Origin of the sequence: Pseudomonas sp. PSKL.D1 (assembly GCF_028898945.1) — a bacterium.
Taxonomy (GTDB): domain Bacteria; phylum Pseudomonadota; class Gammaproteobacteria; order Pseudomonadales; family Pseudomonadaceae; genus Aquipseudomonas.
On record NZ_CP118607.1, the window covers coordinates 1,527,351 to 1,542,489 of the forward strand.

A 15,139-nucleotide genomic window follows, 5' to 3' on the forward strand; every position below is an offset into this window, starting at 1 on the left:
GCTAAATTGGGCCGGAGTATACCCGAGCGCCCAGGGCTGAGGGTCGCTATAATCGCCCGCTTTTGATATCCGAACGACGGGGAGAGGCGATGCGCGAGCGACTTTTGGCGGCGGAGAAGGTGACCGGGATCCGGTGGCACGACGGGGTCCTGCACCTTCTGGACCAGCGCCAGCTGCCGTCGCAAGAGCGCTGGCTGGCCTGCGACAATGTCGCACAGGTAGCGGATGCCATCCGTGACATGGCCGTGCGCGGCGCGTCGGCCATCGGCATTGCCGCTGCCTATGGCATGGTGCTGGCCGTGGAAGAGCGCTTGGCCCAGGGCGGCGATTGGGAAATGGACCTGGAAGAAGACTTTCTTAGCCTGGCCGAAGCCCGGCCGACCGCCGCCAACCTGTTCTGGGCCCTGAACCGTATGCGAGAGCGCCTGCAGCGCGTGCGCCCTGAGGAGGATGTGCTCGCGGCGCTGGAGGCCGAGGCGGTGGCCATTCACGAGAGCGATCGCGAGGCCAACCTGACCATGGCCCAGTATGGCATCGAGCTGATCCGGCGCCATCAGGGCAACGAGCAAACCCTGCTGACCTACGGTAACGCCGGCGCCTTGGCCAGCGGCGGCTTTGGCACTGCGCTGGGGGTGATCCGCGCCGGTTACCTGGAGGGCATGGTCGAGCGTGTGTATGCCGGTGAGACCCGCCCATGGCTGCAGGGCTCGCGCCTGACCGCCTGGGAGTTGGCCAACGAAGGCATCCCGGTGACCCTGTGCGCCGATTCGGCGCTGGCCCACCTGATGAAAAGCAAGGGCATCACCTGGGTGGTGGTGGGCGCGGACTGCATCGCCGCCAATGGCGACATGGCCAGCAAGATCGGCACCTACCAGCTGGCCGTCAGTGCCATGCACCATGGTGTGCGCTTCATGGTGGTGGCGCCGAGCACCAGCATCGATCTGAACCTGGCCACCGGCGATGACATTCCGCTGGAAGAGCGTGATGCCGACGAACTGCTGGATTACGCCGGTACCCGAGTGGCGCCGCAGGTCGAGGTGTTCAACCCGGTGTTTGACGTGACGCCGGCCGACCTGATCGACGTGATCGTGACCGAGCGGGGCATCGTCGAGCGGCCGGATGCGGCCAAGCTGGCGCAGTTGATGTGCCGCAAGCGGTTGCATTGAGTGGGTGGTGTAGGGCTCGGAGTTTGTGGTGTTGGTGTGATCGCGCGCCGCCCACGCGGCGCATCGCGGATAAATCCGCTCCTACAAGGTTCCAGCTATCCCTGTAGGAGCGGATTTATCCGCGATTTGCGCCCAACCACCAAAACCAAGCCGTACACTTCCACCCCCCCTTTGTGATAACATCCGGCAGTTTCCAAGGCCGCCCACAACAACGGCCTTCATTGCGCAAGTCCATGGCACAACTCATTGATTTGTCGTATGTCGTCGCACCCTTACGCGCTGCGGCGGCGAGCTTCGTTCGGCCCTTGATGGAGGCTGCGAAGTTTCACCAGAAAAAGGAATCAGGCTTCTCATGGGCGAACTGGCCAAAGAAATCCTCCCGGTCAATATCGAAGACGAACTGAGACAGTCTTACCTCGACTACGCGATGAGCGTGATTGTCGGGCGAGCGCTGCCCGATGCGCGTGATGGCTTGAAGCCCGTGCATCGTCGCGTTCTCTATGCGATGAGCGAACTGGGCAACGACTGGAACAAGCCGTACAAGAAATCCGCCCGTGTGGTCGGTGACGTGATCGGTAAGTACCACCCGCACGGCGACACTGCGGTCTACGACACCATCGTGCGTATGGCCCAGCCGTTCTCGCTGCGCTACCTGTTGGTCGACGGCCAGGGCAACTTCGGCTCGGTGGACGGCGACAACGCCGCGGCCATGCGATACACCGAAGTGCGCATGACCAAGCTGGCTCACGAGCTGCTGGCCGACCTGCATAAAGAAACCGTCGACTGGGTGCCCAACTATGACGGCACCGAGCAGATCCCGGCGGTCATGCCAACCCGCATCCCCAACCTGCTGGTCAACGGTTCCAGCGGTATCGCCGTGGGCATGGCAACCAACATCCCGCCGCACAACCTGGGTGAGGTGATCGATGGCTGCCTGGCGCTGATCGACAACCCCGAGGTCACTGTCGACGAGCTGATGCAGTTCATCCCCGGCCCGGACTTCCCGACTGCGGGCATGATCAACGGTCGCCAGGGCATCATCGAGGCCTATCGCACCGGCCGTGGCCGCATTTACATGCGCGCCCGCTCCGAGATCGAAGACATCGACAAGGTTGGCGGTCGCCAGCAGATCGTCGTCACCGAGCTGCCGTACCAGCTGAACAAGGCTCGCCTGATCGAGAAGATTGCCGAGCTGGTCAAAGAGAAGAAGATCGAAGGCATCACCGAGCTGCGCGACGAGTCCGACAAGGACGGTATGCGCATCGTCATCGAGCTGCGCCGCGGCGAGGTGCCGGAGGTGGTGCTCAACAACCTCTATCAGCAAACCCAGCTGCAGAGTGTGTTCGGTATCAACGTGGTCGCACTGATCGACGGTCGCCCGCGCCTGCTCAATCTCAAGGACCTGCTTGAAGCGTTCGTCCGTCACCGCCGTGAAGTGGTGACCCGCCGTACCGTGTTCGAGCTGCGCAAGGCCCGCGAGCGTGGCCACATCCTTGAGGGCCAGGCGGTCGCGCTGTCCAACATCGACCCGGTCATCGCGCTGATCAAGGCATCGCCGACCCCGTCGGAAGCCAAGGAAGCGCTGGTATCCATGGCGTGGGAATCCAGTGCCGTGCAGGTCATGGTCGAGCGCGCCGGCGCCGACTCCTGCCGCCCTGAAGACCTGCCTGAGCAATATGGCCTGCGCGATGGCAAGTATTACCTGTCGCCGGAACAGGCCCAGGCCATTCTCGACCTGCGCCTGCACCGTCTGACTGGCCTTGAGCACGAAAAGCTGCTGGCCGAGTACCAGGAAATCCTGGAGCAGATCGGTGAGCTGATTCGCATCCTGAACAGCGCCCAGCGCCTGATGGAAGTGATCCGCGAAGAGCTCGAAGCCATTCGTGCCGAGTACGGTGATGCCCGTCGCACCGAAATCCTCGATGCCCGCCACGACCTCAACTACGGCGACATGATCCCGGAAGAAGAGCGCGTGGTAACCATTTCCCATGGTGGCTATGCCAAGACCCAGCCGTTGTCCGCCTACCAGGCCCAGCGCCGTGGCGGCAAAGGCAAGTCGGCAACCGGCGTGAAGGACGAGGACTACATCGAGCACCTGCTCGTTGCCAACAGCCATGCCACGCTGCTGCTGTTCTCCAGCAAAGGCAAGGTGTACTGGCTCAAGACCTACGACATCCCTGAAGCTTCGCGCGCCGCCCGTGGTCGCCCGTTGGTCAACCTGCTGCCGCTGGAAGAAGGTGAGCGCATCACCGCCATGCTGCAGATCGACCTTGAGGCCCTGCAGCAGAGCGCAGGCGCCGAAGAGGAGCTGGACGAGGCGGAGGACGCGGTACTCGAAGGCGAAGTGCTCGAGGCCGAGGAAATCGACGAGGAAGACGGTGATACCCCTGAGTGGGCCGCCGAGCCGACCGGTGCCTACATCTTCATGGCCACCGCTTCCGGTACCGTCAAGAAAACCCCGCTGGTGCAGTTCGCCCGTCCGCGCTCCAACGGCCTGATCGCCCTGAAGCTCAAGGAAGGTGACACCCTGATCGCCGCCGCCATTACTGACGGTGCGAAGGAAGTCATGATGTTCTCCGACGCCGGCAAGGTCATTCGCTTTGCCGAGAGCGTGGTGCGTGAAATGGGCCGTAACGCCCGTGGCGTGCGCGGCATGAAGCTGGGCAAGGGCCAGCGCATCATCTCGATGCTGATCCCGGAGTCCGGCGCGCAGATCCTTACCGCTTCCGAACGTGGTTACGGCAAGCGCACGCCACTGTCCAAGTTCCCGCGTCGCGGGCGTGGTGGTCAAGGCGTGATTGCCATGGGTACCAAAGGGCGCAACGGCTTGCTGATTGGTGCTATCCAGGTGCAGGAAGGCGAAGAGATCATGCTGATCTCCGACCAGGGCACCCTGGTGCGTACTCGGGTCGGCGAAGTTTCCAGCCTGGGCCGTAACACCCAGGGCGTGACGCTGATCAAGCTGGTGACCGACGAAACGCTGGTAGGCCTGGAGCGTATCCAGGAGCCGTCCGAGGAAGAGCTCGATGATGTCATCGAGGCGGACGAGGACGGCGTCGAGGGCGATGCGCCTGATGACGAAGCTGCTGGTGCCGAAGACGCCCAGCAGGAGTAAGCAAGCGTAAAACCCGAACGGGGCGACCAAGGTCGCCCCGTTTGACTGATTACGGTAGGCAACGCTGTTGTGGGATCTGCCTTTGTGGGAGCGGCCTTGCCGGAGCGCCGGGCCGGTCGGAAAGGGCTGCAAAGCAGCCCCCGGATTCCAGTGTTGACGCATATATGTCTGGGGCTGCTTCGCAGCCCTTTCGCGACACAAGGCCGCTCCCACAAAGGGCGCGTGCCTTCAGGTTACGATTTGTACTATTTGGCAGAGCGAGAGTGGATGTGAGCAAACGAGCCTTTAACTTCTGCGCAGGCCCTGCCGCGCTTCCTGATGCTGTGTTGCAGCGTGCCCAGGCCGAAATGCTGGACTGGAACGGCAAGGGCTTGTCGGTGATGGAAATGAGCCACCGCAGCGATGACTATGTGGCCATCGCCGAAAAGGCCGAGCAGGACCTGCGTGACCTGCTGTCCGTCCCCTCCAACTACAAAGTGCTGTTCCTGCAGGGCGGCGCCAGCCAGCAGTTCGCTGAAATCCCGCTGAACCTGCTGCCGGAAAGCGGCACCGCCGACTATGTCGAAACCGGCATCTGGTCGAAAAAGGCCATTGAAGAAGCGCGCCGCTTCGGCAACATCAATGTTGCCGCCAGCGCCAAGCCCTACGATTACCTGGCCATCCCGGGCCAGAACGAGTGGAAGCTGACCAAGAACGCTGCTTACGTTCACTACGCCTCCAACGAAACCATCGGTGGCCTGCAGTTTGACTGGGTGCCAGAAACCGGTGATGTTCCGCTGGTGGTCGACATGTCTTCCGACATCCTCTCGCGACCGATCGATGTATCGCAGTACGGCTTGATCTATGCCGGTGCGCAAAAGAACATCGGCCCGAGCGGCCTGGTGGTGGTGATCGTTCGCGAAGACCTGCTGGGCCATGCCCGCAGCAGCTGCCCGACCATGCTCGACTACAAGGTGTCGGCCGACAACGGCTCGATGTACAACACCCCGGCCACGTATTCGTGGTACCTCTCGGGCCTGGTGTTCGAGTGGCTCAAGGAGCAGGGCGGCGTCGAAGCCATGGAGCAGCGCAACCGGGCCAAGAAGGACCGCCTGTACGGCTTCATCGATGCCGGCGAGTTCTACACCAACCCGATCAGCCACAACGCCCGTTCGTGGATGAACGTGCCGTTCCGCCTGGCTGACGAGCGCCTGGACAAGGCCTTCCTGGCAGGCGCAGACGCCCGTGGCCTGCTCAACCTCAAAGGGCACCGTTCGGTGGGTGGCATGCGCGCCTCCATCTACAATGCCCTGGGCCTGGACGCCGTGGAAGCCCTGGTGGGCTACATGGCCGAATTCGAGAAGGAGCACGGCTGACATGTCCGATCAGGAACTCAAAGCCCTGCGCGTACGCATCGACAGCCTCGACGAGAAAATCCTCGAGCTGATCAGCGAGCGCGCCCGCTGCGCCGAAGAAGTGGCGCGGGTCAAGACGGCCTCGCTGGCCGAAGGCGAAAAGCCGGTGTTCTACCGCCCCGAGCGTGAAGCCGCCGTGCTCAAGCGCGTGATGGAGCGCAACAAGGGCCCGTTGGGCAACGAAGAGATGGCGCGGCTCTTCCGCGAAATCATGTCGTCCTGCCTGGCCCTCGAAGACCCGCTCAAAGTCGCGTACCTCGGCCCGGAAGGCACCTTCACCCAGGCTGCCGCCATGAAACACTTCGGCCATGCCGTGGTGAGCCGCCCGATGGCGGCCATCGACGAAGTGTTCCGCGAAGTGGCGGCCGGTGCCGTCAACTTTGGCGTGGTGCCGGTGGAAAACTCCACCGAAGGCGCCGTGAGCCACACCCTGGACAGCTTCCTCGAGCATGACATGGTGATTTGTGGTGAGGTCGAGCTGCGCATTCACCATCACCTGCTGGTGGGCGAGAGCACCAAAACCAACAGCATCACCCGCATCTACTCCCACGCCCAGTCGCTGGCCCAGTGCCGCAAGTGGCTGGACGCGCACTACCCGAACGTGGAGCGTGTGGCCGTGTCGAGCAATGCCGAAGCGGCCAAACGCGTGAAGGGCGAGTGGAACTCGGCGGCCATCGCCGGTGACATGGCGGCCAACCTGTACGGCCTGACCCGCCTGGCCGAAAAAATCGAAGACCGCCCGGACAACTCCACGCGCTTCCTCATGATCGGTAACCAGGAAGTGCCGCCGACCGGTGACGACAAAACGTCCATCATCGTGTCGATGAGCAACAAGCCAGGTGCCCTGCACGAGCTGCTGGTGCCGTTCCATGAAAACGGCATCGACCTGACCCGTATCGAGACTCGCCCGTCGCGCAGCGGCAAGTGGACCTACGTGTTCTTCATCGACTTCGTGGGCCACCACCGTGACCCGCTGATCAAGGCGGTGCTGGAGAAGATCAGCCAGGAGGCTGTGGCGCTGAAGGTGCTGGGGTCTTATCCGAAGGCGGTGCTTTGATTTGAGGTTGCCGGGGCGCCTTGCGCCCCATCGCGGCTGAAGCCGCTCCTGTAGGAGCGGATTTATCCGCGATGGGCGGCAACGCCGCCCCAATGGTCTCGCAGAACTGCCTAGATTTCTGAACAGGGTTCGCACTCGTGGTAAATGCAGCAAAAACCAAACCCGCGCCAATCATCAACCGCCTGGTCGTCGTCGGCCTCGGTCTGATCGGCGGTTCGTTCGCCAAAGGCCTGCGTGAAAGCGGCCTGTGCCGCGAAGTGGTCGGCGTCGATCTGGACGCTCCTTCGCGCAAGCAGGCTGTCGCCCTGGGCGTGGTCGACCGCTGTGAAGAAGACCTCGCTGCCGCCTGTGTCGGCGCCGATGTCATCCAGCTTGCCGTACCGATCCTGGCCATGGAAAAAGTGCTGGCACGATTGGCGCAGCTTGATCTTGGCAACGCCGTGATCACCGATGTTGGCAGTGCCAAAGGCAACGTTGTGCGTGAAGCGCGCGCTGTTTTTGGCGAGCGCCTGCCGCGCTTCGTGCCAGGCCACCCGATCGCTGGCTCCGAGCAGAGCGGGGTAGAGGCATCCAATGCCACCCTGTTCCGCCGCCACAAGGTCATCCTTACGCCGCTGGCGGAAACCGACCCCGGGGCTCTGGCCCTGGTCGACCGCCTGTGGCGTGCGCTGGACGCCGATGTAGAGCACATGTCGGTGGAGCGCCACGACGAAGTGCTGGCCGCCACCAGCCACTTGCCGCACCTGCTGGCGTTCGGCTTGGTCGACTCGCTGGCCAAACGCAATGAAAACCTGGAAATCTTCCGGTACGCTGCGGGTGGCTTCCGCGATTTCACACGTATCGCCGGCAGTGATCCGACCATGTGGCACGACATCTTCCTCGCCAACCGCGAGGCAGTACTGCGTACCCTGGACACATTTCGCAGCGACCTCGACGCCTTGCGCGACGCGGTCGATGCAGGGGACGGGCACCAGTTGCTGGGTGTATTCACCCGCGCTCGGGTAGCCCGCGAGCATTTCAGTAAAATCCTGGCCCGCCGGGCCTATGTGGACGCTATGAACGCCAACGATCTGATTTTCCTGGCCCAACCGGGTGGCCGCCTGAGCGGGCGAATCCGCGTACCGGGCGACAAGTCGATTTCCCACCGTTCGATCATGCTCGGCTCGCTGGCCGAGGGCACGACCGAAGTCGAAGGTTTCCTCGAGGGTGAAGATGCCCTGGCGACACTGCAGGCGTTTCGTGACATGGGTGTGGTCATCGAAGGCCCCAATCACGGTCGCGTGACCATCCATGGCGTTGGCCTGCATGGCCTGAAGCCACCGCCAGGGCCGCTGTATGTCGGCAACTCCGGCACCTCGATGCGCCTGCTGTCCGGCCTGCTCGCCGCGCAGCCATTCGACACCACCATGACCGGTGATGCCTCGTTGTCCAAGCGGCCGATGAACCGTGTCGCCAACCCGCTGCGCGAAATGGGTGCCGTGGTCGAGACCGGCCCTGAGGGCCGCCCGCCACTGACCATTCGCGGCGGCCAAAAACTGAAGGCGCTGACCTACACGCTGCCGATGGCCAGTGCCCAGGTCAAATCCTGCCTGCTGCTGGCTGGCCTGTACGCTGAAGGCAAAACCACCGTCACCGAGCCTGCGCCGACCCGTGACCACACCGAGCGCATGCTGCGTGGCTTCGGCTATTCGGTTGAGTCCAATGGCCCGGTTGCCTCGCTGCAAGCCGGTGGCAAGCTCACCGCCACCCGCATCGAGGTGCCGGCAGACATCTCGTCCGCTGCGTTCTTCCTGGTGGCGGCCTCCATTGCCGAAGGTTCGGAACTGGTGCTCGAGCACGTTGGCATCAACCCCACCCGCACAGGTGTGATTGACATCCTGCGCCTGATGGGCGGCGACATTACCCTGGAAAACCAGCGTGAAGTTGGCGGTGAGCCGGTGGCCGACCTGCGCGTACGAGGCGCCAAGCTCAAGGGTATCGACATCCCCGAGCACCTGGTGCCGCTGGCGATCGACGAGTTCCCGGTGTTGTTCGTTGCCGCGGCCTGCGCCGAAGGCCGTACCGTGCTGCGCGGTGCTGAAGAGCTGCGGGTGAAGGAATCGGACCGTATCCAGGTGATGGCCGATGGCCTGATTACCTTGGGCATCAAGTGCGAGCCTACCCCTGACGGCATCATCATTGACGGCGGCCAGCTGGGTGGTGGCGAAGTGCATGGCCACGGCGACCACCGTATTGCCATGGCCTTCAGTGTTGCCTCTCTGCGCGCCAGCGCGCCCATCCGCATTCACGACTGTGCCAACGTTGCCACCTCGTTCCCGAACTTCCTCAAGCTGTGCGCCGAAGTCGGCATTCGTGTCGCCGAAGAGGGCAAGTCGTGATGTTGCAAGCGCCCGTCATCACCATTGACGGCCCAAGTGGCTCGGGCAAGGGCACGGTTGCAGGCCTGTTGGCGCGCGAGTTGGGGTGGAGGCTGCTGGATTCCGGCGCGCTGTACCGGCTGCTGGCGTTCAACGCCACCAATCACGGTGTGGATTTGACCAACGAAGAGTTGCTCAAGGCGCTGGCTGCTCACCTGGATGTGCAGTTCATCGCTGCCGAGCCGGGCAAGCTGCAGCAGATCATCCTCGAAGGTGAGGATGTCAGTAATGTCATCCGCACTGAAACGGTCGGGGCCGGTGCTTCGATGGTCGCCTCGCTGCCGGCGGTGCGTGAGGCGCTGTTGCAGCGCCAGCGCGCGTTCCGCGAAGCGCCCGGGCTGATCGCCGATGGCCGTGACATGGGCACTGTCGTGTTCCCGGATGCGCCGCTGAAGGTGTTCCTGACCGCCAGTGCCGAAGAGCGGGCTCGTCGTCGTTACCTGCAGCTGAAGGGCAAGGGTGAAGATGTGAGCCTGGAAAGCCTGCTGGAAGAGATCCAGGCGCGTGACGAGCGTGATACGCAGCGCTCTGTCGCCCCGCTCAAGCCTGCGGATGATGCCATTCAGCTTGATTCCACCGCGCTTTCGATCGAGCAGGTGCTGCAGCGTATTCGCAGTGAGTTGGCGCAGCGCGATCTCGTCTGAACCTTCCGTTTCAATCGAAGGGCTGCCTTGCAGCCCTTTTTTTATGCCTTTTCGTTGATCGGCCGCCATCCGCTCGGCTGTCACCCGGTACGCTTTCGTACGTGCCGCGCTGTAATCCTCGCACTCCCTTGATGTTCATTCTGATTCTTTGATGTTGGCCGGCGTTTGCACAATCTCGGGTGTGTCGGAATGCGTGTTTGTGCGCAAATGTCCATTGAGAGAAGGCTTATGTTGGAAGGAACTGTGAAGTGGTTCAATGATGTCAAGGGCTTCGGATTCATTACCGTGGAGGGGGTCGGCAAGCGCGATGTGTTCGTGCATCAAAAGGCTATCCAGGCCAAAGGGTTCAGAACATTGCACGAAGGTCAGCGTGTGAAGTTTGATGTCGAGCACGGGCAAAAAGGCGAGCAGGCAGTCAATGTCGTCCCCTGCTAAGCCTTCGGGCATGCCGGAAAAAGACCTTGAGCGTGTGGATGCTTCCCGGATGGGTACAGGGTGCATTACGCGTGACGAGGATGGGCGGGAAATTTTCTTCCGGGTGAGGTCCAGTGTGGATGGTGGCCCGACGTTCCTCCCCGGCCAGCGTGTTACCTACGATGTTGAAGAGGGTGAGGACGGCAGGTTGTACGCCGTCAATATAGAGCTTGCGGATGACGACTGAAGTGATCGTGTCGGCGTGGGTTATTTATCGGATTCAGAGGTTCAGCTAAATGTCGAAAGGTAAAGTGAAGTGGTTCAACAATGAAAAGGGCTACGGCTTCATCACGGTGGATGAGGGTGGGCCGGATGTGTTCGTGCATTTCAGGCAAATCCTGACTGACGGCTTCAAGAGCCTTCAGGAAAATCAGCCCGTCGAATTTGATATAGCGCCGGGGCCGAAAGGCTTGCAGGCCAACAACGTCAAGCCGCTGTGATGCCCGGGCCAGCTTTGCCCTGCAGGCGGGGCTGGCCCGTCAGGCGGGTGTCCGGTTGAAGCTCGAAGCAAAGCGTGATAGGCTGCGGAGTCTGCTGGGTAGGCTGTTTTCACTTGGCAGTGTTGCAATGGCATCAAGTCTGGAGCGCATCGTGCGCTCGATCTGAGGCTCAGGAGGGCATGCAGGGGCACCAGTCAACGTCCTGCACGTTTTCCTTAACATAACGAACCCACATTGTCTGGAATGTGGCTATGGGCGTCTGTTTCGCCCGAATCTACAGGAATTAAAATGAGCGAAAGCTTTGCAGAACTCTTTGAAGAAAGCCTGAAAACCCTCAATCTTCAGCCGGGTGCAATCATCTCCGGTATCGTTGTCGACATCGACGGCGACTGGGTTACCGTACACGCTGGCCTGAAGTCCGAGGGCGTCATCCCGCTCGAGCAGTTCTACAACGAAGCTGGCGAGCTGACCATCAAGGTCGGTGACGAAGTTCACGTTGCGCTGGACGCGGTCGAAGACGGCTTTGGCGAAACCAAACTGTCCCGTGAAAAAGCCAAGCGCGCCGAGTGCTGGATTGTTCTGGAAGCAGCTTTCGCCGCCGAAGAAGTGGTCAAGGGCGTTATCAACGGTAAGGTTAAGGGCGGCTTCACTGTCGACGTTAACGGCATCCGTGCGTTCCTGCCGGGCTCCCTGGTTGATGTCCGCCCTGTGCGCGACACCACCCACCTGGAAGGCAAAGAGCTGGAATTCAAGGTCATCAAGCTGGACCAGAAGCGCAACAACGTTGTTGTTTCGCGTCGCAGCGTCCTGGAAGCCGAGAACAGCGCCGAGCGCGAAGCCCTGCTGGAAACCCTGCAGGAAGGCCAACAGGTCAAAGGTATCGTCAAGAACCTCACCGACTACGGCGCCTTCGTGGACCTGGGCGGCATCGACGGCCTGCTGCACATCACCGACATGGCCTGGAAGCGCATCAAGCACCCGTCGGAAATCGTCAACGTTGGTGACGAAGTCGACGTTCGCGTCCTGAAGTTCGACCGTGAGCGCAACCGCGTTTCGCTGGGTCTGAAGCAAATGGGCGAAGATCCGTGGGTTGCCATCACTGCACGTTACCCAGAAGGTACTCGTGTACAGGCTCGCGTTACCAACCTGACCGACTACGGCTGCTTCGCTGAGCTGGAAGAAGGCGTTGAAGGTCTGGTACACGTTTCCGAAATGGACTGGACCAACAAGAACATCCACCCGTCGAAAGTCGTTCAGGTTGGCGACGAAGTGGAAGTTATGGTTCTGGACATCGACGAAGAGCGTCGTCGTATCTCCCTGGGTATCAAGCAGTGCAAATCCAACCCATGGGAAGACTTCTCCGGCCAGTTCAACAAGGGTGACAAGATCACCGGTACCATCAAGTCGATCACCGACTTCGGTATCTTCATCGGCCTGGACGGCGGCATCGACGGTCTGGTTCACCTGTCCGACATCTCCTGGAACGAAACCGGCGAAGAAGCCGTGCGTCGCTTCAAGAAGGGCGACGAGCTGGAAACCGTCATCCTGTCGGTTGACCCAGAGCGCGAGCGCATCTCCCTGGGCATCAAGCAGCTGGAAGACGATCCGTTCTCCAACTTCGTCTCTGTCAACGACAAGGGCGCTATCGTCAAGGGCATCGTGAAAGAAGTTGACGCCAAAGGCGCCATCGTCACTCTGGCCGACGACATCGAAGCCACTCTGAAAGCTTCCGAAATCAGCCGTGACCGCGTTGAAGACGCGCGTAACGTCCTGAAAGAAGGCGAAGAGATCGAAGCCAAGATCATCAGCGTTGACCGCAAATCGCGCGTCATCAGCCTGTCGATCAAGTCGAAAGACGACGCTGAAGAGCGTGAAGCCATCCAGAGCCTGAAAAACGCTCCGGAAGCGGCTGCCGACACCACCATGGCTGCGCTGCTGCGCGAAGCAATGGCCAAGCAGAACTGAGTTCTGTTTGATCGGTAAAAAGGGGTGGCCTTCGGGCCACCTTTTTTTTGCCTGGAATTTTTGGCGCCGCTAGCGCGCCGCATCGCGGATAAATCCGCTCCTACAGGGATATTGTGTGCTGTAGGAGCGGATTTGTCCGCGATGCGGCGCGCAGCGGCGCCTTTCTTATCCATGCCAATCTTGAATTTTTTTATTAAGTCAAGAACCGCCCTGTTCAAATCCCTCCGAGCGTGCTACAAACTGATTAAGCAATGATCTAGCTGCTTGATAACGAAGGGAAAAATATGACGAAGTCGGAGCTGATCGAACGTATTGTCACCCATCAAGGGCTGCTCTCGTCCAAGGATGTGGAGTTGGCCATCAAGACCATGCTTGAACAGATGTCCCAATGCCTGGCTACCGGGGATCGCATCGAGATCCGTGGCTTTGGCAGCTTTTCCCTGCACTATCGTGCGCCTCGTGTTGGCCGCAATCCCAAGACCGGCCAGTCCGTGGAGCTTGAAGGCAAGTTCGTTCCGCACTTCAAACCGGGCAAAGAACTGCGCGACCGGGTCAATGAAGAAGAGCACGAGCACACTTGAGTGATGAAGGAGCAGTCTGATGCGTAACCTCAAGCGCGCCCTGGCGGCGTTGTTCGTGCTGCTGTTGGCGGCTGTGGTGTTGTTCTTCGTATTGGAGAATCAGCAGGCGGTGTCTTTGGTGCTGTTTGGCTGGTCGGCGCCGGCATTGCCTGTGGCTGTGCCTGTGCTAGCCGCTTTGGTGGTCGGGTTGGCTGTGGGGCCGCTTCTAGGCGCCTATGGTGTGCAACGCAGCAAGCGCAAGATTCGCGCTTCGGCCCGTCAGGCGGTACTGGACAGCAACTGATGAGATTTCCTACAGGCCTATAGGAAAGTCTCACCTATGCGCCCGTCCGGTGAAATGGAGTAATACGCACTTCATTTCTGGCCTTGGCGAGCGTGCAGCAGTATGAAATTCCCCGCCCTTTCTCATCATGGTGGTGCCCGCGGCGTAACCGGGTCCTGCCACCAGCTTCATCTCGACAACGCCCTTAGCCTGCTGATCGACTGTGGTCTGGAGCAGGGCGTGGATGCTCGGCCAGGTGCGGAACATGCATCGATCAGCTTCGACATTGAGGGCATTCAGGCCCTTGTCGTGACCCATGTGCATCTCGATCACGTTGGCCGTATTCCGGCACTATTGGCAGCCGGCTTTCGTGGCCCGATTCTGTGCAGTGAGCCCTCCGCGAAGCTTCTACCCCTGGTGCTGGAGGATGCCTACAAGCTGAGTATCAGTGCCGACCCTGTGCAGGTGGAACGTTATCTGGCGCTGTTGCAGCGGCTGATCGTAGCGCTGCCGTTCGAGCAGTGGCACGCGGTGGTTGAGGATGAAGGTGTCACGTGTTCCATCCGCCTGCAGCGGGCCGGGCATTTACTGGGGTCGGCCTATGTGGAATGCGATGTACGCTATCCGGGCGTCGAACCCGGCTCGCGCGTAGTGTTCTCCGGTGACTTGGGGGCGCCCTGCAATCCGCTGCTAAGAGCCGTTCAGCCGCCTGAGCGCGCAGACATCCTGGTGATGGAAAGCACATACGGTGACCGGCTGCATATAGACCGCAGCAATCGCCAGCAGCGCCTCGAGGCGGTAATTGATCGTGCGCTGGCGGATAAAGGCACCATCCTGATACCGGCTTTCAGCCTTGGCCGGACGCAGGAGCTGTTGTATGAAATCGAAGATATCCTGCACCGTAAGGCGCTGCTGAGCGAGCCTTGCAGTGATCCCGGTGATGATCCGCTGGCCAGTTTCGACTGGGCTAAATTACCGGTGATCCTCGATTCCCCGCTAGCGCAGCGCATTACCAAGGCTTACAGCGAACTGCACGAATTCTGGAATTGCGAGGCCAGGCAGCGCCTGGAGGAGGGCAGGGCGCCGCTTGGGTTCGGTCAGTTGGTGAGTGTGCAGACCCACGACCAGCATCAGCGCGTTGTGAATCACCTCAAGAGCACCGGGCGGCCAGCAATCGTGATTGCTGGCAACGGCATGTGTTCTGGTGGGCGGATCGTCAATTACCTGAAGGCCATGTTGGGCGATCGGCGACATGAAGTGGTGTTTGTGGGGTATCAGGCCAAAGGGACGCCGGGGGCGGTTATTCAGGCCAGTGAGGGGGCGGAAGGGTTTGTGTAGGTGGACCTCGACGGTGAGTTTTATGAGATCAATGCGAAGGTTCTGAAGCTTGCCGGGTACTCTGCGCATGCGGACCAGAGCGATTTGGTGCGTTTTGCCACCTCGGGAGTGAGCCCGGCAGAAAAAATCATCCTGGTACATGGTGAGGCGCATGCCAAAAAGGCGTTGGCGGATGTTTTGATTCAGGGCGGTCATCGTGAAGGCTTGTGCCCCGAGGTGATCATTGCGCAAGAGGGGTTGGCGGAGTGAGCATGGACGGTGGTTTACTTGCAGCTTTTCAGGAAGC

Annotated in this window: 12 protein-coding genes and 1 pseudogene; all 13 read left to right on the forward strand. The window is 60.9% G+C overall.

Translation table 11 applies throughout. The features are described from left to right. Positions 1-89 precede the first annotated feature (89 nt). Positions 90-1,166, forward strand: a complete 1,077-nt coding sequence (mtnA, locus tag PVV54_RS06765) for an S-methyl-5-thioribose-1-phosphate isomerase (RefSeq protein WP_274909193.1) — start codon at positions 90-92, stop codon at positions 1,164-1,166. Between the two features lie 352 nt (positions 1,167-1,518). Continuing rightward, the gene (gene gyrA, locus PVV54_RS06770) at positions 1,519-4,281 is read left to right on the forward strand and encodes a DNA gyrase subunit A (RefSeq protein WP_274909194.1); all 2,763 of its coding nucleotides are present in this window, start codon (positions 1,519-1,521) and stop codon (positions 4,279-4,281) included. A 269-nt stretch (positions 4,282-4,550) separates the two neighbouring features. After that, complete coding sequence (gene serC, locus PVV54_RS06775; protein ID WP_274909195.1) at positions 4,551-5,636, forward strand: 3-phosphoserine/phosphohydroxythreonine transaminase; 1,086 nt, start codon at positions 4,551-4,553, stop codon at positions 5,634-5,636. A gap of 1 nt (position 5,637) precedes the next feature. Continuing rightward, a complete protein-coding gene (gene pheA / locus PVV54_RS06780) occupies positions 5,638-6,732 on the forward strand; it encodes a prephenate dehydratase (RefSeq protein ID WP_274909196.1) in 1,095 nt (364 codons plus the stop codon). A gap of 170 nt (positions 6,733-6,902) precedes the next feature. Beyond that, positions 6,903-9,110 carry a bifunctional prephenate dehydrogenase/3-phosphoshikimate 1-carboxyvinyltransferase gene (locus PVV54_RS06785; RefSeq protein ID WP_274910397.1) on the forward strand — a complete coding sequence of 736 codons (2,208 nt, stop codon included), beginning with the start codon at positions 6,903-6,905 and terminating at the stop codon, positions 9,108-9,110. After that, positions 9,110-9,793, forward strand: a complete 684-nt coding sequence (gene cmk, locus PVV54_RS06790; RefSeq protein WP_274909197.1) for a (d)CMP kinase — start codon at positions 9,110-9,112, stop codon at positions 9,791-9,793. Before PVV54_RS06785 ends, cmk begins: the two co-directional genes overlap by 1 nt. A 228-nt stretch (positions 9,794-10,021) precedes the next feature. Then, positions 10,022-10,228 (forward strand): cold-shock protein, encoded by a 207-nt coding sequence (locus PVV54_RS06795; RefSeq protein ID WP_274909198.1) that lies wholly within the window; start codon positions 10,022-10,024, stop codon positions 10,226-10,228. After that, positions 10,212-10,454 (forward strand): cold-shock protein, encoded by a 243-nt coding sequence (locus PVV54_RS06800; protein ID WP_274909199.1) that lies wholly within the window; start codon positions 10,212-10,214, stop codon positions 10,452-10,454. The genes PVV54_RS06795 and PVV54_RS06800 overlap by 17 nt, the downstream gene beginning before the upstream one ends. A 49-nt stretch (positions 10,455-10,503) precedes the next feature. After that, on the forward strand, positions 10,504-10,707 hold the full coding sequence (locus tag PVV54_RS06805) for a cold-shock protein (RefSeq protein WP_274909200.1): 204 nt from the start codon (positions 10,504-10,506) through the stop codon (positions 10,705-10,707). 288 nt (positions 10,708-10,995) lie between these two features. Then, on the forward strand, positions 10,996-12,672 hold the full coding sequence (rpsA, locus tag PVV54_RS06810; protein ID WP_274909201.1) for a 30S ribosomal protein S1: 1,677 nt from the start codon (positions 10,996-10,998) through the stop codon (positions 12,670-12,672). A 284-nt stretch (positions 12,673-12,956) separates the two neighbouring features. Further along, positions 12,957-13,253, forward strand: a complete 297-nt coding sequence (ihfB, locus tag PVV54_RS06815) for an integration host factor subunit beta (protein ID WP_054886605.1) — start codon at positions 12,957-12,959, stop codon at positions 13,251-13,253. Positions 13,254-13,272: 19 nt separating this feature from the next. After that, a complete protein-coding gene (locus PVV54_RS06820; protein ID WP_274909202.1) occupies positions 13,273-13,536 on the forward strand; it encodes a LapA family protein in 264 nt (87 codons plus the stop codon). A 102-nt stretch (positions 13,537-13,638) separates the two neighbouring features. After that, positions 13,639-15,102: pseudogene (locus PVV54_RS06825) on the forward strand (MBL fold metallo-hydrolase RNA specificity domain-containing protein). The last annotated feature ends 37 nt before the right edge of the window (positions 15,103-15,139 follow it).

What these genes read in the sequence shown, in the direction of transcription:
- gyrA (WP_274909194.1), top strand. Translation starts at nt 1,519, where the DNA reads ATGGGCGAACTGGCCAAAGAAATCCTCCCGGTCAATATCGAAGACGAA.
- PVV54_RS06800 (WP_274909199.1), top strand. Translation starts at nt 10,212, where the DNA reads ATGTCGTCCCCTGCTAAGCCTTCGGGCATGCCGGAAAAAGACCTTGAG.
- PVV54_RS06820 (WP_274909202.1), top strand. Translation starts at nt 13,273, where the DNA reads ATGCGTAACCTCAAGCGCGCCCTGGCGGCGTTGTTCGTGCTGCTGTTG.
- rpsA (WP_274909201.1), top strand. Translation starts at nt 10,996, where the DNA reads ATGAGCGAAAGCTTTGCAGAACTCTTTGAAGAAAGCCTGAAAACCCTC.
- mtnA (WP_274909193.1), top strand. Translation starts at nt 90, where the DNA reads ATGCGCGAGCGACTTTTGGCGGCGGAGAAGGTGACCGGGATCCGGTGG.
- cmk (WP_274909197.1), top strand. Translation starts at nt 9,110, where the DNA reads ATGTTGCAAGCGCCCGTCATCACCATTGACGGCCCAAGTGGCTCGGGC.
- PVV54_RS06795 (WP_274909198.1), top strand. Translation starts at nt 10,022, where the DNA reads ATGTTGGAAGGAACTGTGAAGTGGTTCAATGATGTCAAGGGCTTCGGA.
- ihfB (WP_054886605.1), top strand. Translation starts at nt 12,957, where the DNA reads ATGACGAAGTCGGAGCTGATCGAACGTATTGTCACCCATCAAGGGCTG.
- pheA (WP_274909196.1), top strand. Translation starts at nt 5,638, where the DNA reads ATGTCCGATCAGGAACTCAAAGCCCTGCGCGTACGCATCGACAGCCTC.
- PVV54_RS06805 (WP_274909200.1), top strand. Translation starts at nt 10,504, where the DNA reads ATGTCGAAAGGTAAAGTGAAGTGGTTCAACAATGAAAAGGGCTACGGC.